Below are 23,461 nucleotides of genomic sequence, written 5' to 3'. Positions count from 1 at the left end.
GCGGGTCGGTGTTCCCGGCCGCCGCGCCGGGTGCCATGCTCCGGAGGTGACCGACTCCAACCATGACGAAGCCCACGGCGGCGCGCTCGGGGAGCGGCTGAACTGGCTACGGGCGGCGGTACTGGGCGCCAACGACGGCATCGTGTCGACCGCCGGTCTCGTCGTCGGCGTGGCCGGAGCCACCGACGACCGCGCGGCCCTGCTGACGGCGGGCCTGGCCGGGCTGCTCGCCGGGTCCATGTCGATGGCGGCCGGCGAGTACGTGTCGGTGTCCACCCAGCGGGACTCCGAGCTGGCCGCCCTCGCCCTGGAGAAGCGGGAGTTGAGGGAGCAGCCGGAGGCGGAGCTGGAGGAGCTGGCCCAACTCCTCCAGGAACGCGGGCTGTCGTACGAGGTGGCGCGGGAGGCCGCCCAGCAGCTGACGGAACGGGACGCGCTGCGGGCGCACGCGCGCGTGGAGCTCGGCATCGACCCCGACGCGCTGACCAACCCCTGGCACGCGGCGTGGGCGAGCTTCTTCGCGTTCACCGTGGGCGCGCTGCTGCCGCTGCTCGCCATCGTGCTGCCGCCCGCCGGCTGGCGGCTCGTGGTCACGGTGGTCTGCGTCCTGGCCGCCCTGGTGCTCACCGGGTGGAGCAGCGCCCGCCTCGGCGCCGCGCGCCCGGGCCGGGCAGTGCTGCGCAACGTCGCGGGCGGCGCGCTGGCGATGGGCGTGACCTACGCGGCGGGGGCGCTGCTGGGGGCGGCCGGCGTCTGACGAGGCGGCCCCGTCCGGGGAGCCCGGCATCCGGCTCTGGAGGTGATCGTCACCGACGGACCCGCTAGGACCAGCGGATCGGCAGCGGCAGCGCGGTCAGCAGCCCCGATACCGCGACGACGGCTCCCAGCGCGACGACCTCCGCCCGCGCGGGCGCGCACGCGGCCAGCGGGTCGGCGGCCCGGCGCAGCCGCGTCCGCGCCACCAGGGCGAGCACGACGGCGACGGCGACGAGCAGCACCTTGGCCAGCAGGGTCCGCCCGTACGCCGTCACCGTCAGCTGCTCCACGATCGTTCCCAGCGGCATGCGGCGCAGCGAACTCCACACCCCGGTCGCGGTGATCGCGGCGAGCAGGAAGACGGCCACGCGCGCGTAGAGCCCCAGCAGCGCCGCCCCGGCCGCACCGCCGCCCCAGGTGCGCAGCGTGCGCAGCACGGACAGCAGACCGCCCGTCCACAGCGCCGCGCACGTCAGATGCACCACGGTGAGCGCGGAACCGAGCAGCGCGGTGTGCTCGGTCGCCGGGTGGGCGCGCAGCGCCTCGGCGACGACCACCGCGGCCAGCGGCCACACCTGGCTGCCGGGCCGCCCCGACAGGGCGCACAGCCCGGCCACCAGGAACGCGTTCACCTCCAGCAGGGCGAGCTTGCCGTCCCGGGACTGGTAGAGGCCGCCCACGTCGATCTGGTCGAGTCCGTGCGGGATCAGATTCCCGGTGGCCACCACCGAGGCGAGCGCCAGCGCGGCGACGAAACCGGCGGCCGCGGCGTACGGCGCCCAGCGGCGCGGCCGTACCCCCGCCGCGCCGGGCACCCGGCGGGCGAGCCGGCCGGTGAACAGCTCGCCCACCGGAACGGCCAGCGCCGCGAACAGCACGGTGCGCAGGAGCGCGATGCCCGCCACGCCGGGCGCCGCGGCCTCCCCGGTGCCGTGCAGCGCGGCGGACGGTCCCAGCAGCGGTATCAGCGCCCCGAGCGCCACCAGGACGAGGACGGCGGCGGCCCGGCCCGCGCCGGTCCGCCGCTCGGAGCCGCCCGCGTCGGCGACCTCGGAGGTCGGTCGTATCAAGCTCACCTCAAGATCTTCACCAGCCGTACAGAACCGGGCAAGTCGAGGAGAGCCGGGTGCGGGACGGCGTGCGGCCCGCGCGCGCGTGTCCGGCCGCCGTGCGCTCGCGGCCGGTGCGCTCACCTCCAGCGGGCGGGATCGGCGCCCCACGGCCCGGAGGGCCGGGCCCAGTCGGCGGGGCCGCCGGCGAACGACACGGCGGGCCGCGCGTAGCGCAGCCGGCCCAGCGCGCTGCCGGCCTCGGTGAGCCAGGGCCCGGGCCCGTCGTACGTCTGACGCGGCCCGGCCGGCGTGTCGGGTACGCCGTCCGTGAGCCAGCCCGCCGTGCGCGCGAGTGCCAGCCGGACGCACCGGCTGCCGCCCTCCCGCGTCTGCTCCGTCACCGCCCGCAGCACGGCCGCCGCGAGCAGATACCCGGTGCCGTGGTCGAGGGCCTGCGCGGGCAGTGCGCCCGGCTGCCCGGCCGCACCCTCGGTGACCGCGATGCCGGTCGCGACCTGCACCAGGCTGTCGAAGCCCCGTCGCGCGGCCCACGGTCCGTGCGCACCCCACGCCGACACCTGCGCCACCACGATCCCGGGCCGGCGTGCGGCGAGCGCCCGCGGGGAGAGCCCGAACCGGTCGAGGGCGCCGGGCCGGTAGCCCGTGACGACGACGTCCGCACCGGCGAGCAGCTCCTCGAAGGCCGCCCGGTCGGCCGCCAGGTCCAGCAGCGCCGACCGCTTGCCGAGGCCGGTGTCGGCGTGCTGGTCGGCGAGTTCGGGCAGCCAGGGGGCGTCGACGCGGAGCACGTCGGCGCCGAGCAGGGCGAGCGTGCGGGTGGCGACGGGGCCGGCGAGGACCCGGGTGAGGTCGAGCACGCGCAGCCCGGCGGCGGGCAGCAGGGGGTCGCCGGTGAGCGGCGCGAGCACGCGCGCGGGGGAGTCGTCCAGCCGTTCCCGCCCGACGAGGGGCAGCTTCGCGAGGGCGGCGGCCTGCGGATGGCGGGCCCACTCCTCGGGGGTGCGCAGGGCGACGGCGAGCCCGCCGGCGGCGTACACGCTCTCCTCGACGTCGGCGGCGGAGCGTCCGGCGAGCACGGTCTCCACGGCGCTCACGTCGTCGGGGACGCCGCCCAGCGCGGCGAGCAGCCGGGCGCGGTGGTGCGGGTAGTTGGCGTGCGTGCGCACCCAGCCGTCGGCCGTGCGCCACAGCCGGGACAGTGGCGCGAACGAGACCGGCGCCCGCCCGTCGACGAGCAGCAGCCGCTCGCTGCTGAACGCGGCCGCCACGGCGCCGTCGTCCACCCGCACGGCCGGCACTTCCCGGAGCCCGGCCCGGCGCGCCGCCAGCTCGGCGGCGGCCAGCGCGCACGCCCCGACGCACGCGCGTGCCAGCTCCCGGACGGGAAGGCGCGCCGTCAGCGCGCCCTCCCGCACCACGGTGGACGTCCGCGCGAGAAGGGCGGGGTCGCCGCCCAGCGCGGACCATGCGGACATGAGGTCAGTCATGACTGCACTATGCAGTATTGACTGAATCAACGTATGGATAGGGACTGGACGGGATCTGGACGGGGTCGCCTTGACCCCCGCCCTCTTGATCGCCTACTTGGTCACGGCGTCCAGTGCGTCCGCCATGCCCCAGCCGTAGAAGCCGTTCCGGTTCTTCGTGCCCTCGCACACCGCGTCGACCTTGCCGTCGGCGTCGATGTCGTAGGGGTCCGTGCACGGCGTGGCGTCGGCCTCGGCGTACAGCAGCGCCTTGACCAGGGCCGGCGAGGCGTGCGGATGCGTGGACTTGATCAACGCGGCCACGCCCGCGACATGCGGCGTCGCCATCGACGTACCGGCCATGTAGCCCCACTTGCCCCCGGGCAGCGTGCCCAGGATCAGGCCGCTGGTGGCCGGCGGCGCCGGGGTCTGGTAGCGGGTCGAGTCCCCGCCGGGGGCGGCTATGTCGATCACGCCCAGGCCGTAGTTGGAGAAGGACGACTTGAGCCCCTTCGCGCCCGTCGCCGCCACCGTCACCACACCGGGCAGCTGGGTCGGGATGTCGAAGCACTTCGACGGGTCGATCACCCGGTCGCCCGGGGTGGAGTCGTTCGGCGAGACCGGGTCGGTGATCTGGTCCGCCGCGAGGTCGTAGCTCTCGTTGCCCGCCGCCGCGACGTTCACCGCGCCCTTCTTCTCCGCGTACCGGGACGCGCGCGTGACGGCCTCCACCAGCGCCTTCTGGTCCGGATCGTCGGCGCAGTTGAAGTACCACGGGTCGGTGTAATAGCTGTTGTTCGTCACGTCGACGCCGTGCTCCGCCGCCCAGACGAAACCGCAGACGACCGCCTCCGTGTAGAAGAAGCCGTCCGGGTTGCCCACCTTGATGCCGGCGACCTTCACGCCCGGCGCGACCCCGGTCATGCCGATGCCGTTCTTCGCGGCGGCGATCTCCCCGGCCACATGCGTGCCGTGCGGGCTCTCCGCCGCGCTCGGCCGCCACGCGCCGTCGGCCGTGTCCGGCTTGCCCGACACACAGTTGACCGACGCGGCCCGGTCGAAGTTGGGCGCGATGTCCGGGTGGGTGTCGTCGACCCCGGTGTCGATCACCGCGACGGTGACGTCCCGGCTGCCCAGCGTCTTCTCGTGCGCCTTGTCGGCCTTGATGGCCGGCAGATCCCACTGCAACGGCTCCAGCGGGTCCTGCCCGGCGCCGGTCTGCGCGGCGGTGGCCTGCGCGGCGGCGACCTCCTGGGCGGTGAGCACCTTCGGCGCGCCCATGTCGCCGGTGGACTGGGCGGGCAGCGGCGCGGTGCGCGTGGCGCCCGCCGACTGCACACCGGGCACCTCGCGCACGGTCTTGGCGAAGTCGGCGTTCGCGGAGTGGACGACGATCACGCCGATCTGGTCGTACGACGTCACGATCGTGCCGCCGGCCCTGGTGATGGCCTGCTTCACGCGTGCCGAGACGCCGTGCCCCGGAGGGACGTTGACGACGTAACTCAGCGCGGTCGAGTCGGCGGCCACGGCGGCCGTGTGCTGCGGCGCGGCGGAGGCGGTGACGTTCGGCAGGAACGCCAGGGCGGTGGCCAGGGCCATGCCGGCGGGGATCGCCACGAGACGGCGGGGGCGCGGGTGGGGCGCTGTCATGGTGTGAGAGTCTCCAGTTCGTTCGCGGGACGAGCGGGACGAGCGGGCCGTGCGGGCCGTGCGCGACGAGGGGGCCGTACGGAAGTGCCGGAGAGGTCCGGTCACTTGACCGCGCGCAGCGCGTCGACGACGCCGAAGCCGTAGAAGCCGTTGACACGCTTGCCGCCCACGCAGGTCGCGTCCACCACGCCGTCCCCGTCGCCGTCGTACGGCCCGGCCGGGCAGCCCGGGTTGTCCGCCTGCGCCTTGAGCAGCGCCTGGAGCTGGGCGGGGGTCGCGTGCGGGTGCGTGGACTTCAGCAGCGCGGCCACACCGGCCACGTGCGGGGAGGCCATCGAGGTGCCCTGGAGGAAGCCGTACTGGTTGCCCGGCATCGTCGACAGGATGCGGCCGTTCTTCGACGGGGTGTCCGGGATCTGGTACTTGTCACCGCCCGGCGCCGCCACGTCCACCACGCCCAGGCCGTAGCTGGAGTAGTACGACTTGGTGCCCTTGACGCCGGTCGCGCTCACCGTGACCACGCCGGGCAGCTGGGTCGGCACGTCGAAGCACTCGTGCGGGTTCACCGTCCGCGTCACCGGCGTCGCGTCGTCCGGGCTGGAGTCGTCCACCAGCGCGTCGGAGTCCAGGTCGTCGTTGGAGTTGCCCGCCGAGGCGACGTTGAGGGTGCCCTTGCGCTGGGCGTACAGCTGGGCCCTGTTGACCGCGTCAACAATGGCCCGCTGGTCGGGGTCGTCCATGCAGTTGTACAGCCACGGGTCCACGTAGTAGCTGTTGTTGGTGATCTCCACCCCGTGGTCGGCCGCGAACACGAACGCGCAGACCACGTTCTCCGGGTAGAACAGGCCGTCCTTCGGGTCGCTCACCTTGATGCCGGCGACCTTCACGCCCGGCGCGACACCTGCCACCCCGATGCCGTTGCGGGCCGCGGCGATCTCACCGGCGACATGCGTGCCGTGGTAGTCCTCGGCCGGGTTGTACGGCCGCCACGCGCCCTCGCTGGTGTCCGCGACACCGCCGACGCAGTTGGCCGACTGGGACCGGGAGAAGTTCGGGGCGAGGTCGGGGTGGGTGTCGTCCACGCCCGTGTCGATGACCGCGACCGTGACGTTCCGGCTGCCCGGGTCGGTCTTCGCCGCCTTGTCGGCGCCGATCGCGCGCAGGTCCCACTGGTCGGCCTCCAGCGGCTCCTCGCCCGCCGAAGCGCCCTTCGTGACCTTCGCGGCCTCGGCCTTCGACAGGTACTGGACCGCGCCCTCTTCGGTGGTGCCCGCCGCGCTCAGCGGGACCGTGCGTGTGGCGCCCGCCGACTGCACGCCGCGCACCGCGCGTATCTCCTTGCCGAAGTCCGGGTTGGCGGAGTGCACGACGAAGACGCCTATGCGCGCGTACGTCGCCACGACATTCCCGCCGTGCGCGGTGATCGCGCGGCGCACCGACTCGATCGTGCGGTGGTCGGTTCGCGTGTTGACGACGTACGCCAGCGTTCCGGCCGTGCTCGCCTGTGCGGTGGCCTCGGCGTGCGGCGCCGCCGACGCCACCGACGGCAGGAAGCCGAGGGAGGCGGTCAGCGACAGCACGACGGGCACCGCGAGGGCGAGTCGGCGTCTGGAGCGCAGATGAGCCATGGGGTCTCCACATCATCCTGAAACGAAACCGGCCCGAGACACAGGTGGTCCTCGGGCAGGTACATGACGGTTGGCGCAGGCCGAAGCTATCCCGCCACCTCGGCGGCCAGCAATGACCTATGGCGATGCTGCTGAAAGAAAAGGCGACGCTGCTGAAAGAAAAAGCGAGCAATGAACCGGTCCTCGCGTGGCGCCGTGCCGTTGTACAGGGAGCCCCCGCAGTGCCGGGAGCCCCGGCCGCAACCGTCCGCGACGCGAGGAGAACCAGGTGGCCACCGAGACACCACCCCCCTCCCAGACCCCCACCGCGCTCCCCGCCCAAGAGGAGTTCGTCCACATGCAGGCCAGTGCGGAGTTCGGTGAACTGCGCCGCTCCCACCGCTCCTTCGCCTTCCCGCTCACCGTCGCGTTCATCGCCTGGTACCTGCTGTACGTCCTGCTGTCCAACTACGCGGGCGACTTCATGGGCACCCGGCTCGTCGGCAACATCAACGTCGCCCTCGCCCTCGGCCTCGCCCAGTTCCTCACCACGTTCCTCATCGCCTGGTGGTACGCCCGGCACGCCGCCGCCAAGCTCGACCCCAAGGCGCAGGCCATCAAGTCCCGTATGGAGGACCGGACATGAGAGCCGCGATCGCCCACGCCGCCGTGACCCCGCTCGCCGCGGGCGAGGCGAGCGAACACCGGACGCTGATCATCACCCTGTTCGCGGTCTTCGTCGCCGCGACCCTCGTCATCACCGTCTGGGCCGGCCGGCAGACCAAGGACGCCGCCGACTTCTACGCCGGCGGCCGGCAGTTCACCGGCTTCCAGAACGGCCTCGCCGTCTCCGGCGACTACATGTCCGCCGCGTCCTTCCTCGGCATCGCCGGCGCCATCGCCCTGTTCGGCTACGACGGCTTCCTGTACTCCATCGGCTTCCTCGTCGCCTGGCTGGTCGCCCTGCTCCTGGTCGCCGAGCCGCTGCGCAACTCCGGCCGCTACACCATGGGCGACGTGCTCGCGTACCGGATGCGCCAGCGCCCGGTGCGCACGGCGGCCGGCGCCTCCACCATCGTTGTGTCGATCTTCTATCTGCTCGCCCAGATGGCCGGCGCCGGCGTCCTCGTGTCGCTGCTGCTCGGCATCACCAGCGACGGCGGCAAGATCGGCATCGTCGCCCTGGTCGGCCTGCTGATGATCGTCTACGTCACGATCGGCGGGATGAAGGGCACCACCTGGGTGCAGATGGTCAAGGCGGTCCTGCTCATCGCGGGCGCCGTGCTGCTGACCTTCCTGGTGCTGCTGAAGTTCCACTTCAACGTCTCCGACCTGCTCGGCTCGGCCGCGGACAACAGCGGCAAGGGCGCCGCCTTCCTGGAGCCCGGCCTGAAGTACGGCGCCACCGGCACCACCAAGCTGGACTTCCTCTCCCTCGGCATCGCCCTGGTGCTCGGCACCGCAGGCCTGCCGCACATCCTGATCCGCTTCTACACCGTCCCGACCGCCAAGGCCGCCCGGAAGTCCGTCATCTGGGCCATCGGCCTGATCGGCGCCTTCTACCTGATGACCCTCGCCCTCGGCTTCGGCGCCGCCGCGCTCATCAAGCCGGACGAGATCATCGCCTCCAACAAGGCCGGCAACACCGCCGCCCCGCTGCTCGCCCTGCATCTCGGCGGCACCGACTCCAGCTGGGGCGCGATCCTGCTGGCCTCCATCTCGGCGGTCGCCTTCGCCACCATCCTCGCCGTCGTCGCGGGCCTGACCCTGGCGTCGTCGTCGTCCTTCGCGCACGACATCTACGCCAACGTCATCAAGAAGGGCGCGGCCACCGAGAAGCAGGAACTGGGCGCCGCCCGCTGGGCCACCGTCGGCATCGGAGCGGTCTCCATCGTCCTCGGCGCCCTCGCCCGCGACCTCAACGTGGCCGGCCTGGTCGCCCTCGCCTTCGCGGTCGCCGCCTCCGCCAACCTGCCGACCCTCCTCTACAGCCTGTTCTGGAAGCGGTTCACCACCGCCGGCGCCCTGTGGTCGATCTACGGCGGTCTGGTCACCGCGGTCGGCCTGGTGCTGTTCTCCCCGGTCGTCTCCGGCAAGCCGTCGTCGATGTTCCCGGACGTCGACTTCCACTGGTTCCCGCTGGAGAACCCCGGCCTGATCTCCATCCCGGTCGGATTCCTGCTGGGCGTGGTGGGCACCCTGTTGTCGAAGGAGACCCCGGACACCGGCAAGTACGCCGAACTGGAGGTGCGCTCGCTGACCGGCACCGGAGCCCACTGAGCCGCCCCCGGCAGATCCTCCGAGCGGCCGTGACGTGGGCACCTGGTAGGTATCTACGACACGGCCGCGTCTTACGTCGTGGGATCGGGCTGGTGTCGCTGTCAGTGGTGTCACGTAGGCTCACAAGTGACGGAACTGGTGAGCTGGGGACCAGTGACAGGACTGATCCGCGACGAGGGAGGGGGCCCACGTGCTCATCGACACCTACGGCCGGGTGGCCACCGACCTGAGGGTCTCGCTGACCGACCGCTGCAACCTGCGGTGCACCTACTGCATGCCCGAGGAGGGCCTGCAGTGGCTGGCCAAACCGGACCTGCTCACCGATGACGAGATCGTCCGCCTGATCGACATCGCGGTCACCTCCCTCGGCATCACCGAGGTCCGCTTCACCGGCGGCGAGCCGCTGCTGCGCCCCGGCCTGGTCGGCATCGTCGAGCGCGTCGCCGCGCTCGCCCCGCGCCCGCAGATGTCCCTGACTACCAACGGCATCGGCCTCAAGCGCACCGCCGCCGCCCTGAAGGCGGCCGGCCTGGACCGGGTCAACGTCTCCCTCGACACCCTGCGCCCCGACGTCTTCAAGACCCTCACCCGCCGCGACCGCCACAAGGACGTCCTCGAAGGCCTCGACGCCGCCCGCGACGCCGGCCTGACCCCGGTCAAGGTCAACACGGTGCTGATGCCGGGTCTCAACGGCGACGAGGCCCCCGACCTCCTCGCCTGGGCCATCGAGCACGACTACGAGCTGCGGTTCATCGAGCAGATGCCGCTGGACGCCCAGCACGGCTGGAAGCGCGACGGCATGATCACCGCCGGGGACATCCTGACCTCGCTGCGCACCCGCTTCGAGCTGACCGCCGAGGGTCAGGACAAGCGCGGTTCGGCCCCGGCCGAGCGCTGGGTCGTCGACGGCGGCCCGCATGTGGTCGGCGTCATCGCCTCGGTCACCCGCCCCTTCTGCGCCGCCTGCGACCGCACCCGCCTCACGGCCGACGGCCAGGTCCGCACCTGCCTGTTCGCGACGGAGGAGACGGACCTGCGCGCAGCCCTGCGCTCGGGCGCCCCCGACGAAGAGGTGGCCCGCATCTGGCGCCTGGCGATGTGGGGCAAGAAGGCGGGAGCGGGCCTGGACGACCCGAGCTTCGTCCAGCCGGACCGGCCGATGTCGGCGATCGGGGGCTAGGCGGGGGGCTCGATAGCTGCGACAGGTTCAGGCGCCCTCGGGCGCCTGCCACTCGTCGAACTTCACGACGTCCTTGAGGAAACCCCGCACCCCGAGGAACTGGGAGAGATGCTCCCGGTGCTCCTCGCACGCCAGCCACGTCTTGCGCCGCTCCGGCGTGTGGATCTTCGGGTTGTTCCACGCCAGCACCCACACGGCGTCCGCGCGGCAGCCCTTGGCAGAACAGATCGGGGTCTCGTCACTCACAGGTTCGTCTCACAGAAACAGGCGCACAAAGGGCGACGCCGAGCAGCCACGGGGGGAGCTGCCCGGCGTCGGTCCGTCGCTCCGACGGGGGATGCGGAGCGCGTACGCAGTATGTCACGACCCACAGGTCGCAGGGCAGCGGAACAACAGGATTGATCTGAGCTTTTCTTGAGCTTCACGCACAGGCCACGCACAACCGGTGCGCACCTCACTCACACCTGCGGCTCGGGCGGCTCCTTGACGGTCCGCTCGGCGTGCTCGGCGCGCTCCGCTCCCGGTGCCGCGAAGCCCTGGCCGAACGGCTCCTCGGCCGACGGCGGCGTGATCATCGGCCGGACCGGTGTGGTCAGGAACGTCGAGGGGAGCCCCGGAGCGTTCTCCCGGCCCGCGTTGGCGACCACCACCGCGATGTACGGCAGCACCGCGCCCAGGACCAGCGCCGCGATCGCGACGTAACGCTCCACGTTCCACAGCGAGACCGCGAGGATCACCGACAGGGTGCGGACCGTCATCGAGATGACATAGCGCCGCTGCCGGCCGCGCACGTCGTCCTGCAGGCTCGTGCGAGCCCCCGTGATCCGGAACACCTGGGTGTTGCCGCCGTCGTGCTGCAGCTTCCGCATCACACTCCACCACCCGCCCGCTCGGACTCCCCCGGACATCCCGGACACCGTCCACGGTACGCCGCCCCCGTGCCGCCCACGAGACCGGGTCCCTGTCCTGTGGGGGGCGTACGACCTGCGCCGTAGCGCGTACGGCGGTACCCGGCATGCGCCGTACGCGCTACGACCCGAGACTCGTCGTAGTGCTCACGTCGAGCGGGACGAGGAGGCAGCCATGGGCTGGTTGTGGGCGATCATCGTGGGATTCGTGCTGGGGCTGATCGCGAAGGCGATCATCCCGGGCAAGCAGCACAGCCCCCTGTGGCTGACGACCATCTTCGGCATGCTCGGCGCCATCGTCGGCAACGCCGTGGCCCGCGCCGCGGGCGTCGACGCGACCTCGGGCATCGACTGGATGCGCCATGTGTTCCAGCTGGTCGCCGCGATCGTCATCGTGGGCGTCGGCGACATGGCGTACATGGCCATGTGGGGGAACCGCAAGCAGCGTCAGCGCGCCTGAACGCGCCGGGCCCCGCACCCCCGGAGGGATGCGGGGCCCGGCACCGCGCTCATGCTCCGGTGACCTCGACGGCGGCCAGGTTCTTCTTGCCGCGCCGCAGCACCAGCCAGCGCCCGTGGATCAGGTCCGCCTCGGAGGGGACCGCGTCCTCGGCGGTGACCTTGGTGTTGTTCACGTAGGCGCCGCCCTCCTTGACCGTGCGCCGCCCGGCCGACTTGCTGGCCACCAGGCCGACCTCGGCGAACAGGTCGACCACCGAGGACAGCTCGGTGACCCGCACGTGCGGCACCTCGGAGAGCGCCGCGGCCAGCGTGCGCTCGTCGAGACCGGCGAGGTCACCCTGGCCGAACAGCGCCTTGGACGCGGCGATCACCGCGGCCGTCTGGTCGGCGCCGTGCACCAGCGTCGTCAGCTCCTCGGCCAGCGCACGCTGCGCCGCGCGGGCCTGCGGACGCTCCTCGGTCTGCTTCTCCAGCTCCTCCAGCTCCTCGCGGGACTTGAAGGACAGGATGCGCAGGTAGCGGGAGATGTCCCGGTCGTCCACGTTCAGCCAGAACTGGTAGAACGCGTACGGCGTCGTCATCTCCGGGTCCAGCCAGACGGCGCCGCCCTCGGTCTTGCCGAACTTGGTGCCGTCCGCCTTGGTCATCAGCGGCGTCGCCAGCGCGTGCGCCGTGGCGTCCGGCTCCAGCCGGTGGATCAGGTCCAGGCCGGCCGTGAGGTTGCCCCACTGGTCGCTGCCGCCCTGCTGGAGCGTGCAGCCGTAGCGCCGGTAGAGCTGCAGGAAGTCCATGCCCTGCAGGATCTGGTAGCTGAACTCGGTGTAGCTGATGCCCTGGTCCGACTCCAGACGCCGGGCCACGGAGTCCTTCGTCAGCATCTTGTTGACGCGGAAGTGCTTGCCGATGTCCCGCAGGAACTCGATCGCGGACAGGCCCGCGGTCCAGTCCAGGTTGTTCACCATGACCGCGGCGTTCTCGCCCTCGAAGGACAGGAACGGCTCGATCTGGCCGCGCAGCTTGTCCACCCAGCCGGCGACCGTCTCCGGGTCGTTCAGCGTGCGCTCGGCGGTCGGGCGCGGGTCGCCGATCAGGCCCGTCGCGCCGCCGACCAGCGCCAGCGGCCGGTGCCCGGCCTGCTGGAGCCGGCGCACGGTGAGCACCTGCACGAGGTGTCCCACGTGCAGCGACGGCGCGGTCGGGTCGAAGCCGCAATAGAACGTGACCGGACCGTCCGCGAGAGCCTTGCGCAATGCGTCCTCATCGGTGGACAGGGCGAACAGCCCGCGCCACTTCAGCTCGTCGACGATGTCCGTCACGGTCGTATGTCTCCTCGAACGAAGGAAAAACGAAGAAAAAACAGTGCCCCGAAGGGGCGGGTCCCCCCAGTCTATGGGGGACCACCGACACCTCAGACGCCTTGGCTGACCGAGCTCATGTTGAAGTCCGGCACGCGCAGGGCGGGCATCGCCGCCCTAGTGAACCAGTCGCTCCACTCCCGCGGCAGCGTCTTTTCCGTGCGCCCGGCCTCGGTGGCCCGCCCCAGCAGGCCCACCGGCGACTCGTTGAACCGGAAGTTGTTCACCTCGCCGGTCACCTCACCGTTCTCCACGAGGTAGACGCCGTCCCGGGTCAGACCGGTGAGCAGCAGCGTCGCCGGATCCACCTCGCGGATGTACCACAGGCAGGTCAGCAGCAGCCCGCGCTCGGTGCTCGCGACCATCTCGTCCAGACAGCGGTCCTCGCCGCCGGACAGGATCAGATTGTCCGCGCCCGGTGCGACCGGCAGCCCGGTCAGGCCCGAGCTGTACCGGCTGGTGGTCAGGTGCCTGAGCTCACCCTGGCTGATCCACTCGGTGTCCTGGACCGGCAGACCGTTGTCGAACACCGACTGGTCCCCGCCCGAGGAGTGCGCGATCACGAACGGCGCCGACTCCAGGCCGGGCGCGTGCGGGTCGCTGCGCAGGGTCAGCGGCAGATCGGTGAGCCTGTCGCCCACGCGCGTGCCGCCGCCCGGCTTGGAGAACACCGTCCGGCCCTCGGCCGCGTCCCGCGCCGACGCCGACCACCGCTGGTAGATCAGCAGATCCGCCACGGCGGTCGGCGGCAGCAGCGTCTCGTACCGCCCGGCGGGCAGCTCCACGCGCCGCTCGGCCCACCCGAGACGTACGGCCAGCTCGGCGTCCAGCGCCGCCGGGTCGACGTCCTTGAAGTCCCGCGTGGCGCGGCCCGCCCAGGCGGAGCGGGCGCGGTCGGGCGACTTGGCGTTCAGCTCCAGCGTGCCGGTGGGCTGGTCGTGCCGCAGCCGCAGCCCCGTCGAGCTGCCCAGGTACGTCGAGACCAGCTCGTGGTTGGCGAAGCCGTACAGCTCCCGTCCCCCCGCACGCGCGCGTGCGAACGCCTCGCCCAGCGCCGGAGCGAAGTCCGCGAAGACGGCCGAGGAGGTCTCGGCGGGCGGCTCGGCGAAGTCGGCGGACTGCGGGACCCCGGCGACCAGCGGCTGCGCGTCCTCGGCGGGCGCGGCACCGCGCGCGGCGGCCTCGGCTGCCCGCACCAGCGGCTCCAGCTCGTCGGCGGTCACCGCGGACCGGGACACCACGCCGGACGCCGTGCCCTCCTTGCCGTCGACGGCCGCGATCACGGTGAGCGTGCGCCCGCGCGTGACGCCGTTGGTGGTGAGCGCGTTCCCGGCCCAGCGCAGGTTGGCGGTGGACTGCTCGTCGGCGATCACCACACAGCCGTCCGCCCGGGACAGCTCCAGGGCCCGCTCGACGATCTCGTGCGGCTTGTTCGTCGCGGCGCTCATCGACCCGCCTCCTGGGTGGTGTTGAGAATGTTGACGCCCTTGAACAGGGCCGACGGGCAGCCGTGGGAAACGGCCGCCACCTGCCCCGGCTGGGCCTTCCCGCAGTTGAAGGCGCCGCCGAGGACGTACGTCTGCGGGCCGCCGACGGCCGCCATGGAGCCCCAGAAGTCGGTGGTCGTCGCCTGGTAGGCGACGTCCCGCAGCTGCCCGGTGATGCGCCCGTTGTCGATCCTGAAGAACCGCTGACCGGTGAACTGGAAGTTGTACCGCTGCATGTCGATCGACCAGGACCGGTCCCCGACGACGTAGATCCCGCGGTCCACGGAGCCGATGAGGTCCTCCGTGGACATTCCGGCCGGGTCCGGCTGGAGCGACACGTTGGCCATGCGCTGCACTGGCACATGCGCGGGGGAGTCGGCGTAGGCGCATCCGTTGGACCGCTCGAAACCGGTGAGCCTCGCGATCCGCCGGTCCAGCTGGTAGCCCACCAGCGTGCCGTCCTTCACCAGGTCCCAGGACTGCGCGGCCACGCCCTCGTCGTCGTAGCCGATCGTGGCGAGCCCGTGCTCTGCGGTGCGGTCGCCGGTGACGTTCATCAGCTCCGAGCCGTACCGCAACTTGCCCAGCTGGTCGAAGGTGGCGAAGGACGTGCCGGCGTAGGCGGCCTCGTAGCCGAGGGCGCGGTCCAGCTCGGTGGCGTGCCCGATGGACTCGTGGATGGTCAGCCACAGGTTGGACGGGTCGACGACCAGGTCGTACAGCCCCGGGTCCACGCTCGGCGCGCGCATCTTCTCCGCGAGCAGCTCCGGGATCTCGGCGAGCTCCCGGTCCCAGTCCCAGCCGGTGCCGGTCAGATACTCCCAGCCGCGCCCCGCGGGCGGCGCGAGTGTGCGCATCGACTCGAACTCGCCGCTGGAGTCGTCCACCGACACGGCCGTGAGCACGGGGTGCAGCCGCACCCGCTGCTGTGTGGTCACGGTGCCCGCGGTGTCGGCGTAGAACTTGTTCTCATGGACGGTGAGCAGCGAGGCGTCGACGTGGTCGACCCCGTCCGCGCCCAGCAGCCGCCGGCTCCACTCGGTCAGCAGCCCGGCCTTCTCCTCGTCCGGCACCGAGAACGGATCGATCTCGTACGCCGAGATCCACGTCCTGTCGGCGTGCACGGGCTCACCGGCCAGCTCCACCCGCTCGTCCGACCCTGCGGCCTTGATGACCTGCGCGGACAGCTTCGCCATGGCCACCGCCTGGGAGGCGACCTTGGCGGCGGCGTCCATCGTCAGGTCCACGCCCGAGGCGAACCCCCACGTCCCGCCGTGCACGACCCGCACCGCGTACCCGAGGTCGGTGGTGTCCGACGACCCGGCCGGCCTGGCGTCCCGCAGCCGCCAGGAGGCGCTGCGCACCCGCTCCAGCCGGAAGTCGGCATGCTCGGCGCCGAGCGCACGCGCGCGTGCGAGCGCGGCGTCGGCGAGGGCGCGTAGGGGCAGGGCCGTGAACGCTTCGTCGATCGTATGAGGCACCGAGGTCTCTCCTGTCGTCGTGACCTGTCGTCGTGGCCTGTCGTTGCCCCGATCATGTCGCGCCCGCCCGGTCGCGGACCACACGTTTGCGGCTGACGTGCGCCGCTTTCTGTAGGGACCCCACAGTCAGTGCCGTATGCCGCTGTTGGTGCCCGATTGCCCGCGCGCCCGGGCGGACCGATAGGTTTTCCGGGAAGCCGCCTGTCATTCCAGCTGTTCGGGCGGGTGTCCGACCGCAATCGAAAGGGTGATCCGTTGAGCCGCTCGGTTCTCGTCACCGGAGGCAACCGGGGCATCGGCCTCGCCATCGCCCGCGCGTTCGCCGACGCCGGCGACAAGGTCGCCATCACGTACCGCTCGGGGGAGCCGCCGGCCGCTCTGACCGCGTTGGGCTGCCTCGCCGTCAAGTGCGACATCACCGACCCCGAGCAGGTGGAGCAGGCCTACAAGGAGATCGAGGCCGAGCACGGTCCGGTCGAGGTGCTCATCGCCAACGCCGGCATCACCAAGGACCAGCTCCTGATGCGCATGTCCGAGGAGGACTTCACCTCGGTCATCGACACCAACCTCACCGGCACCTTCCGGGTCGTCAAGCGCGCCAACCGCGGCATGCTGCGCGCCAAGAAGGGCCGGGTCGTCCTGATCTCCTCCGTCGTCGGGCTGCTCGGCTCAGCGGGGCAGGCCAACTACGCCGCCTCCAAGGCCGCCCTCGTCGGCTTCGCGCGCTCCCTCGCCCGTGAGCTGGGTTCGCGCAACATCACCTTCAACGTCGTCGCGCCCGGTTTCGTCGACACCGACATGACCAAGACGCTCACCGACGAGCAGCGCCAGAGCATCGTGGCGCAGGTGCCGCTCGGCCGGTACGCGCAGCCGGAGGAGATCGCCGCGACGGTGCGGTTCCTCGCCTCGGACGACGCCTCGTACATCACTGGAGCCGTCATTCCCGTTGACGGCGGACTGGGAATGGGTCACTGATCACCATGAGCGGAATTCTCGAGGGCAAGCGCATCCTGATCACGGGTGTGCTGATGGAGTCCTCCATCGCCTTCCACGCGGCCAAGCTGGCGCAGGAGCAGGGCGCCGAGATCATCCTGACCGCGTTCCCGCGGCCCACCCTGACCGAGCGCATCGCCCGGAAGCTGCCCAAGCCCACCAAGGTCATCGAGCTCGACGTCACCAACGACGAGCACCTCGGCCGGCTGGCGGACCTGGTCGGCGAGGAGCTGGGCGGCCTCGACGGTGTCGTGCACTCCATCGGCTTCGCCCCGCAGGACGCGCTCGGCGGCAACTTCCTGAACACGCCGTTCGAGTCCGTCGCCACCGCGATGCACGTCTCGGCGTTCTCCCTGAAGTCGCTGACCATGGCCTGCCTGCCGCTGATGCAGAACGGCGGCTCGGTCGTCGGCCTCACCTTCGACGCGTCCTTCGCCTGGCCGCAGTACGACTGGATGGGCCCGGCCAAGGCCGCCCTGGAGGCCACCAGCCGCTACCTCGCCCGCGACCTGGGCAAGCAGAACATCCGCTGCAACCTCATCTCCGCCGGGCCGATCGGCTCCATGGCCGCCAAATCCATCCCGGGCTTCGGCGAGCTGGCCTCGGTGTGGGACAGCCGCTCCCCGCTGGAGTGGGACCTGAAGGACCCCGAGCCGGCCGGCCGCGGCATCGTCGCCCTGCTGAGCGACTGGTTCCCGAAGACCACCGGCGAGATCGTCCACGTGGACGGCGGTCTGCACGCCATCGGCGCCTGATCACGGCCGACCCGGTCACGACCGTCCGTGAAGGGCCCGCACCCCCCGGGTGCGGGCCCTTTCCGCGTCACCCGTTCGGCTCACCGGCCGGGCGGAGGGCGGCGCTCACCACGCACGCTGGAAGGGCGCCGCCCCGCAGCCGTACGGCCGAGGAGGTCTGCTTGTGCGCCTGTTCCGCAGCCTCGCCCCAGTGACCGTCGCCGCCGCCGTCGTCCTCTGCCTCCCGTACGACGCGCTGCCCCACGCGCGTGCGGCGCGCCCGGCCTCCCCACAGCCCTTCGGCGCCGACTGCCGCACGAGCGTCCACGGCTCCGAGGTCGTCGCCTGGTGCCACAACCCCTATGTGGACACCGATCGCGTCGCGCTGCACATCGAGTGCGCCCGATGGTGGGACATCGACACCGACTCCGCCCCGGTCGACGCCGGACCGGCCACGACCGTCCGGCTGACCGGGAGGTGCTGGAAGGAGGTCGAGGCGGTGTGGATCAGCCACGACAAGGCGTGAGCGGCACGACGTGTGCGGGCGGGCCCGTCAGCCGCCCGGCGGCGTGAACCGGCCCGGGCGGCACAGGAACGGGTAGCTCGCGGCCTCCTCGGCGGCCGTCTCGGCGTCGCCCGTGCGCAGCGCGTCCAGCAGCCGCCGGTGGTCCATGTGCGTCTCCGGGGTCAGCTGCCCGCCGACGTCCTCGCGCAGCCAGTCGCGCAGCACCTCGCCCAGGTCGGCGTAGAGCGCCTTCAGCACCTCGTTGTGGGATGCCGAGACCACCGCGAGGTGGAAGGTGGCGTCCGCCGTCACGAACGCCTCCGCGTCCCCCGACTCCCACGCCTCCTCGCGCCGCAGCAGCAGCGCGTCCAGCTGCTTGAGGTCCTTCTCCGTGCACCGGTGCGCCGCCAGCCTGGCCGCGCTCGACTCCAGCGTGGAGCGCAGCTCGGCGACGTGCTGCGGATCGGCGCCGGCGAACCGGCGGTGCATCACGCCGGCCAGCTCGCTGGTCGCGACCACGTACGTGCCGGAACCCTGGCGGATGTCCAGCAGGCCGTTGTGCGCGAGGGCGCGCACGGCCTCACGGACGGTGTTGCGCGCCACCCCGAGCTGTTCGACCAGCTCGGGTTCGGTCGGGATGCGCGAACCGACCGGCCACTCGCCGGAGGTGATCTGGTCACGCAGCTCGGCGATGACCTGCTCGGACAGCACCGAGCGTCGGGGATGGCTCAGGGGCATGGGACACCTTCGCACGCGCGCGGCCGGGGCCGACCGACCGGAAATGGACAACCAATCATCCCATGATTCTATGATGGGCGGCATGGCTAGTGAGGAAACCCGGACGATGACGACCCCGACCCAGCCCGCGGCAGGCGGGAAAACCGGCGGTACCACCCCGCGCGCGTGGGCGACGCGCCTGGTCGTGCTCGGCATCATGCTGTCCGCGCTCAACCTCCGCCCGGCCATCACCAGCCTCGGCGCCCTCCTGGAGGAGGTCCGCGACGGGCTCGGGATGAGCGGCAGCGTGGCGGGCCTGCTCACCTCCGTGCCCCCGCTGTGCTTCGCCGTCTTCGGCGTGACGGCGCCCCGGCTCGCCCGCCGCTTCGGCCCCGTCGCCGTCGTGTGCGCGGGCATGGCCGCCATCGCCGCCGGCCTGGTCATACGGCCGTACACCGGAAGCACGGCCGGCTTCCTCGCGGCCAGCGCGCTCGCCCTGATGGGCATCGCCGTCAGCAATGTGCTCATGCCGGTCATCGTCAAGCGCTGGTTCCCCGATCGGGTGGGTTCCATGACCGGCCTGTACTCGATGTTCCTCGCGTTCGGCACCTCCATCGCGGCCGCCGCGACCGTGCCGATGACCCGCGCCCTGGGCGGCAGCTGGCAGTCCGGCCTCTCCGTGTGGGCCTTCCTGGCCGTCGCGGCCGTACTGCCCTGGCTGCCCGTGCTGCGGGAACGCGGCACCACCGAGCCCGGCGTGTCCCCGGCCCCGCGCGAGAGCGCACCCGCCGAGGGGCCCGCGCCCGTGCTGCGCATCACCCGCAGCCGCACCGCCTGGGCGCTCGCCGTCTTCTTCGGCCTCCAGGCCACCGCCGCCTACATCACGATGGGCTGGATGGCGCAGATCTTCCGTGACTCGGGGGTCTCGGCCGGCACCGCGGGCCTGCTCCTCGCCGTCACCATGGTGATGGGCGTGCCGCTCGCCTTCGTCATCCCACGACTGGCCACCCGGCTGCCCCACCAGGGCTCCATCGTGCTCGCCCTCGGCGTCTGCGGCCTCGCCGGATACGCCGGGCTGTACTTCGCGCCGGCGGCCGGCGCCTGGGCCTGGGCCGTGCTGCTCGGCATCTCCAACTGCTCCTTCCCGCTCGCCCTGACCATGGTCGGCATGCGCGCGAAGACGGGCGCTGGCGTGGCCCAGCTGTCGGCGTTCGCCCAGAGCACCGGCTATCTGATCTCCATCCCCGGACCGCTGCTCGTCGGCGTGCTGTACCAGAGCAGCGGCGGCTGGGGCGTGCCGATCGCGCTGATGGCGGCCCTGATGCTGCCGCAGATGGCGGTGGGCTTCCTCGCCGGGCGCGACCGCACGGTGGAGGAGGAGGCGGCCGCCGCGCGGTGACGGCGTCCGCCCGGAGGTGACCCTGAACGCCGAGTGACCGCGCCCGCCGGCCGACCCCGACCCCGGAGCCGGGCGTTCCGAGCCGGGGTGCGAGACTGACGGTATGCCCGTGCTCGAGCCGAACCCCCAGAACGGCCAGAAGAAGATGCTCATCGTCTTCGGCTCGTTCCTCGCCATCTTCGTGATCATCGCCGTCATCGCGACGATCGCCGCCCCCTGAACCCCGCCCCGGCCGATGGTGGGGCTGTCCCCACCATCCCCTAGGGGGCGAGGGTCAGGGTCAAGTGGGTGGATCACCGGATGGGCCGCGGTCCGCGGATTCCGTAGCGTCGAGACGTGGCCGCCGAACGGCGGATCACGACCGTTCACGGCACGCTCGACGACCGCGGAGGCACTCATGCCGGCCCGTTCGCACACCCCGCCCCACCCGGCGACCACGGGCGGCGTCCAGACCCGGCTGCCCTGGTGGGCCCTCGCCCTGCCCGCCCTCGCCTTCGTCACCCTGTTCGTGCTGATACTGAACCCCACCGACGCCCAGGCGGCCACCGGCGAGCCGGCGCTCCTCACCCACCTGCTCCAGCACCTGCGGGCGCTCCTCGCGCGCTAGGAATCCCAGGGTGGGCAGGCCGGTCAACTCCCTGCGACCCGTGGCCTGTTTCATGCGAAGCTGGGATGCATGAGCGTCGCAGAACCCCGCAGGATCGTCCTCTTCCGGCATGCGAAAGCCGACTGGCCACAGGTGCCCGACCACGAGCGGCCGCTCGCCGACCGGGGCCGCAAGGAAGCCGTCGAAGCCGGACGCAGACTGGCCGACACCGGCATCCCCTTCGACCTGACCCTGTGCTCCACGTCGACCCGCACCCGCGAGACCTGGAAGCTCGCCGCGCACGAGTTCCCGCACCGGCCGAAAACGGTCTACGAGGAGCGGATCTACGAGGCGTCCCCGGGCGAGCTGATCGCCCTGCTCAACGAGACCCCGGACGACGTGCGCAGCCTGCTGCTCATCGGCCACAACCCAGGGGTCCAGGGCCTCGCCGAGATCCTGGCCGGCGCGGCCGAGGACGACGCTCGCGCGAGCATGAGCCGGCGCGGATTCCCGGCCGCCGCCTTCGCCGCCCTCACCTTCGACGCCCCCTGGAAGTCCCTGGAGCCGGGCGTGGCCACCCTGGCCGACTACTGGGCGCCCGCCGACTGACCCACCCCCGCGGGACCCCGTCCTCGACGCACACCCCGACGCACAGGGGCCCGGCACCTTCGCGGTGCCGGGCCCCTGACGCGTCCGCCGGCCCACTCCCCGGCGACGGTGTCCCTCGGTCTACTCCCCGGCGACGGTGTCCGCCGCTTCGACCTCTTCCCGGGTGATCCCCAGCAGATACAGCACCGTGTCCAGGAACGGCACGTTCACCGCGGTGTGCGCCGCCTCCCGCACCACCGGCTTGGCATTGAAGGCGACCCCCAGCCCGGCCGCGTTCAGCATGTCCAGGTCGTTGGCACCGTCACCGATCGCCACCGTCTGCGACAACGGCACGCCCGCCTCCGCGGCGAACCGGCGCAGCAGCCGCGCCTTGCCCGCGCGGTCGACGATCTCGCCGGTGACCCGGCCGGTCAGCCTGCCGTCGACGATCTCCAGCGTGTTGGCCTGCGCGAAGTCGAGACCCAGCCGCTCCTTGAGGTCGTCGGTCACCTGGGTGAAACCACCCGAGACCACGCCGACCTGGTAGCCGAGTCGTTTCAGCGTGCGGATCAGCGTGCGCGCGCCCGGCGTCAGCCGCACCTCGCTGCGCACCTTGTCCACCGCGGACGCGTCCAGGCCCTCCAGCAGCGCCACGCGCGCGTGCAGCGACTGTTCGAAGTCCAGTTCCCCGCGCATCGCGGCCGCGGTCACCTCGGCGACCTGGTCCTCGCAGCCGGCGTGCGCGGCGAAGAGCTCGATCACCTCGTCCTGGATCAGCGTCGAGTCCACGTCCATCACCACGAGCCGCTGCGCCCGGCGGTGCAAACCCGCCGCGACGACCGCGACATCGACACCGAGTGCCGCCGCGTCCGTCACCAGGGCGGTCCGCAGCCGCTCGGTCTCCACGCCGGAGACCGCGAACTCCACCGCGGTCACCGGGTACTTGGCCAGGCGGAAGATGCGGTCGATGTTGCCGCCCGCCTTGGTGATCTTCGAGGCGATGGAGGCGGTGGCCTCGGCGGTGAGCGGGTGGCCGAGCACGGTGACCAGGGAGCGGCCGAGCCCGCGCGGACGGTTGTCGCCGCGGCCGGAGATGATCTCGGCCTGCATCTTCATCGACTCGGCCCAGCTGTGCACGGTCGCCCGCAGGTCGCCCTCCAGGCCCTGCGGGGGCTGGGTCATGAGCGCGCACAGCACGATCCGGCCACGGGTGACGACCTGCTCGATGTCGACCACGTCGACGGAGTAGGCGGCGAGGGTGTCGAAGAGTCCCGCCGTGATGCCCGGCCGGTCCTTGCCGAAGATCTTGACGAGGAGGGTGGGGACGTCCGAGGACTCGGGGATCTCGGGAGTCCCGGGAGTCGAGGTCTGCGAAGCACTCATGGTGTTCCCACCGTATCCGGCACCGAGTGCCTCGCGCCCCCGAGGTCCGCCTGGCGGACACGGAACACTGCACGACATCCAGGTGACACCGGGCCGAAGGGGAGGAGTCCGACGTGGGCCGGCGGGGGCCGGTGGGGCCCCCACCCCGGGAGCGTGGAGCAGGCGCGCGGGGGCGTGCGCAGGGGCGTGCGCGGGCGCGCGAGGCTGCATCCACCGCTGACGCGGGTTCCCCGCACCCCCGGGACGCCCCCGCCCGGCGAGATCTCCTGGACCCGAGCGGCGGGGGAGCGGCCGGTGCGGCGACGGAGGCGTCACGTCGCCGGGCCGGGACGCCGACCGCCGGTCTTTCGGCCACGGCAGCCACACCTGCCCGCCCGCCGAACCTACCGAGCCCGCCGAGCCCGCCGAGAAGCGTCGGCGTCACGTCGACCACGAAACAAGGACCGCAAGAAGACCCACGACAGCGGCAACGCGCCGACCAGGCACCCCCAGTGGCGTGATCTCGATGGCCGTGGGGACCTCGGCGCCGTGGACCCCCAAGGCGGACGCATCCCGGACGGGCGGACCCGCACCACCCGCCCCGAGCGACGGCGATCGCGGACAACAGGGCCCCGCCTCAGGGCACTTCGGCGCAGCACCTCGCGCCTCCGGTCTTCGCAGCTGAGCCCCCCTGGCAGGCCCCCGATCCGCGCCGCGGCTTCTGCCACGCTTGTCTGTCTCGCGTGGGATTGCCACTCCCGGCCCGGTTCACACCCCGTCAACGGAACCGGCCGAGACGCTCGTGCGCGGTCTTCACAAGGCCCGACTTTCGGTCAGGGGGCCGCTCCTGAAATAGTTCCCCCCGATGTTCG

23 protein-coding genes are annotated in these 23,461 nt (G+C 72.1%); 12 read left to right on the top strand and 11 right to left on the bottom strand.

Annotated features, from left to right (window positions below; translation table 11 throughout):
* Positions 1 to 46: 46 nt before the first annotated feature.
* Positions 47 to 757, top strand: coding sequence for a VIT1/CCC1 transporter family protein (locus AC0B9F_RS35210; protein WP_472009478.1), 711 nt, complete (start codon positions 47 to 49; stop codon positions 755 to 757).
* 64 nt (positions 758 to 821) lie between these two features.
* On the opposite strand, the gene AC0B9F_RS35205 is transcribed toward AC0B9F_RS35210, so the two are convergent.
* The 4 genes from AC0B9F_RS35205 to AC0B9F_RS35190 all read right to left on the bottom strand — a co-directional run bounded on the left by AC0B9F_RS35205 (position 822) and on the right by AC0B9F_RS35190 (position 6,573).
* On the bottom strand, positions 822 to 1,832 hold the full coding sequence (locus AC0B9F_RS35205) for a CopD family protein (RefSeq protein ID WP_472009477.1): 1,011 nt from the start codon (positions 1,830 to 1,832) through the stop codon (positions 822 to 824).
* 113 nt (positions 1,833 to 1,945) lie between these two features.
* Positions 1,946 to 3,316, bottom strand: a complete 1,371-nt coding sequence (locus tag AC0B9F_RS35200) for a CoA transferase (RefSeq protein WP_472009476.1) — start codon at positions 3,314 to 3,316, stop codon at positions 1,946 to 1,948.
* Between the two features lie 93 nt (positions 3,317 to 3,409).
* Positions 3,410 to 4,945, bottom strand: a complete 1,536-nt coding sequence (locus AC0B9F_RS35195; RefSeq protein WP_472009475.1) for a S8 family serine peptidase — start codon at positions 4,943 to 4,945, stop codon at positions 3,410 to 3,412.
* A 101-nt stretch (positions 4,946 to 5,046) separates the two neighbouring features.
* A complete protein-coding gene (locus AC0B9F_RS35190; protein ID WP_472009473.1) occupies positions 5,047 to 6,573 on the bottom strand; it encodes a S8 family serine peptidase in 1,527 nt (508 codons plus the stop codon).
* Positions 6,574 to 6,841: 268 nt separating this feature from the next.
* Here AC0B9F_RS35190 and AC0B9F_RS35185 point away from each other — a divergent pair, with 268 nt between their 5' ends.
* The 3 genes from AC0B9F_RS35185 (at position 6,842) to moaA (ending at position 10,012) form a co-directional block, all read left to right on the top strand.
* Positions 6,842 to 7,198 (top strand): DUF485 domain-containing protein, encoded by a 357-nt coding sequence (locus AC0B9F_RS35185; RefSeq protein WP_472009472.1) that lies wholly within the window; start codon positions 6,842 to 6,844, stop codon positions 7,196 to 7,198.
* On the top strand, positions 7,195 to 8,832 hold the full coding sequence (locus AC0B9F_RS35180; RefSeq protein ID WP_472009470.1) for a solute symporter family protein: 1,638 nt from the start codon (positions 7,195 to 7,197) through the stop codon (positions 8,830 to 8,832). The genes AC0B9F_RS35185 and AC0B9F_RS35180 overlap by 4 nt, the downstream gene beginning before the upstream one ends.
* Positions 8,833 to 9,022: 190 nt before the next feature.
* Positions 9,023 to 10,012, top strand: coding sequence for a GTP 3',8-cyclase MoaA (gene moaA, locus AC0B9F_RS35175; RefSeq protein ID WP_472009468.1), 990 nt, complete (start codon positions 9,023 to 9,025; stop codon positions 10,010 to 10,012).
* A gap of 27 nt (positions 10,013 to 10,039) precedes the next feature.
* Here the strand turns inward: moaA and AC0B9F_RS35170 are convergent, their stop codons facing one another.
* Positions 10,040 to 10,258 carry a hypothetical protein gene (locus tag AC0B9F_RS35170; RefSeq protein ID WP_472009466.1) on the bottom strand — a complete coding sequence of 73 codons (219 nt, stop codon included), beginning with the start codon at positions 10,256 to 10,258 and terminating at the stop codon, positions 10,040 to 10,042.
* A 212-nt stretch (positions 10,259 to 10,470) separates the two neighbouring features.
* On the bottom strand, positions 10,471 to 10,881 hold the full coding sequence (locus AC0B9F_RS35165) for a DUF3099 domain-containing protein (protein WP_472009464.1): 411 nt from the start codon (positions 10,879 to 10,881) through the stop codon (positions 10,471 to 10,473).
* Positions 10,882 to 11,095: 214 nt separating this feature from the next.
* Here AC0B9F_RS35165 and AC0B9F_RS35160 point away from each other — a divergent pair, with 214 nt between their 5' ends.
* Positions 11,096 to 11,380, top strand: coding sequence for a GlsB/YeaQ/YmgE family stress response membrane protein (locus AC0B9F_RS35160; RefSeq protein WP_472009462.1), 285 nt, complete (start codon positions 11,096 to 11,098; stop codon positions 11,378 to 11,380).
* Between the two features lie 49 nt (positions 11,381 to 11,429).
* On the opposite strand, the gene tyrS is transcribed toward AC0B9F_RS35160, so the two are convergent.
* The 3 genes from tyrS to AC0B9F_RS35145 all read right to left on the bottom strand — a co-directional run bounded on the left by tyrS (position 11,430) and on the right by AC0B9F_RS35145 (position 15,705).
* Complete coding sequence (gene tyrS / locus AC0B9F_RS35155) at positions 11,430 to 12,698, bottom strand: tyrosine--tRNA ligase (RefSeq protein WP_472009460.1); 1,269 nt, start codon at positions 12,696 to 12,698, stop codon at positions 11,430 to 11,432.
* Between the two features lie 92 nt (positions 12,699 to 12,790).
* Positions 12,791 to 14,185, bottom strand: a complete 1,395-nt coding sequence (locus AC0B9F_RS35150; protein ID WP_472009458.1) for a metallopeptidase TldD-related protein — start codon at positions 14,183 to 14,185, stop codon at positions 12,791 to 12,793.
* Positions 14,182 to 15,705 carry a TldD/PmbA family protein gene (locus tag AC0B9F_RS35145; protein WP_472009457.1) on the bottom strand — a complete coding sequence of 508 codons (1,524 nt, stop codon included), beginning with the start codon at positions 15,703 to 15,705 and terminating at the stop codon, positions 14,182 to 14,184. The genes AC0B9F_RS35150 and AC0B9F_RS35145 overlap by 4 nt, the downstream gene beginning before the upstream one ends.
* A 255-nt stretch (positions 15,706 to 15,960) precedes the next feature.
* On the opposite strand from AC0B9F_RS35145, the gene fabG reads away from it, so the two are divergent.
* The 3 genes from fabG to AC0B9F_RS35130 all read left to right on the top strand — a co-directional run bounded on the left by fabG (position 15,961) and on the right by AC0B9F_RS35130 (position 17,958).
* A complete protein-coding gene (gene fabG / locus AC0B9F_RS35140; RefSeq protein WP_472009455.1) occupies positions 15,961 to 16,680 on the top strand; it encodes a 3-oxoacyl-[acyl-carrier-protein] reductase in 720 nt (239 codons plus the stop codon).
* Positions 16,681 to 16,685: 5 nt separating this feature from the next.
* Positions 16,686 to 17,453, top strand: coding sequence for an enoyl-ACP reductase FabI (gene fabI / locus AC0B9F_RS35135; protein ID WP_472009454.1), 768 nt, complete (start codon positions 16,686 to 16,688; stop codon positions 17,451 to 17,453).
* Between the two features lie 163 nt (positions 17,454 to 17,616).
* Entirely contained in the window at positions 17,617 to 17,958 is a 342-nt protein-coding gene (locus AC0B9F_RS35130; RefSeq protein ID WP_472009453.1) for a hypothetical protein, read from the top strand.
* Positions 17,959 to 17,985: 27 nt separating this feature from the next.
* Here AC0B9F_RS35130 and AC0B9F_RS35125 read toward each other — a convergent pair whose 3' ends face one another.
* Entirely contained in the window at positions 17,986 to 18,675 is a 690-nt protein-coding gene (locus tag AC0B9F_RS35125; RefSeq protein ID WP_472009451.1) for a FadR/GntR family transcriptional regulator, read from the bottom strand.
* A gap of 70 nt (positions 18,676 to 18,745) precedes the next feature.
* Between AC0B9F_RS35125 and AC0B9F_RS35120 the strand changes: the two genes are divergently transcribed.
* The 4 genes from AC0B9F_RS35120 (at position 18,746) to AC0B9F_RS35105 (ending at position 21,248) form a co-directional block, all read left to right on the top strand.
* Positions 18,746 to 20,053, top strand: coding sequence for a CynX/NimT family MFS transporter (locus AC0B9F_RS35120; RefSeq protein ID WP_472009449.1), 1,308 nt, complete (start codon positions 18,746 to 18,748; stop codon positions 20,051 to 20,053).
* Positions 20,054 to 20,156: 103 nt separating this feature from the next.
* Entirely contained in the window at positions 20,157 to 20,273 is a 117-nt protein-coding gene (locus tag AC0B9F_RS35115; RefSeq protein WP_472009448.1) for an SGM_5486 family transporter-associated protein, read from the top strand.
* Positions 20,274 to 20,450: 177 nt separating this feature from the next.
* A complete protein-coding gene (locus AC0B9F_RS35110) occupies positions 20,451 to 20,660 on the top strand; it encodes a hypothetical protein (RefSeq protein ID WP_472009446.1) in 210 nt (69 codons plus the stop codon).
* Positions 20,661 to 20,729: 69 nt separating this feature from the next.
* A complete protein-coding gene (locus AC0B9F_RS35105; RefSeq protein WP_472009444.1) occupies positions 20,730 to 21,248 on the top strand; it encodes a SixA phosphatase family protein in 519 nt (172 codons plus the stop codon).
* Positions 21,249 to 21,368: 120 nt separating this feature from the next.
* Here the strand turns inward: AC0B9F_RS35105 and serB are convergent, their stop codons facing one another.
* A complete protein-coding gene (gene serB / locus AC0B9F_RS35100; protein ID WP_472009442.1) occupies positions 21,369 to 22,610 on the bottom strand; it encodes a phosphoserine phosphatase SerB in 1,242 nt (413 codons plus the stop codon).
* Between the last annotated feature and the right edge of the window lie 851 nt (positions 22,611 to 23,461).

This window comes from Streptomyces sp. NPDC097129 (assembly GCF_055668065.1).
This window is presented reverse-complemented; position numbering and strand designations above follow the sequence as displayed.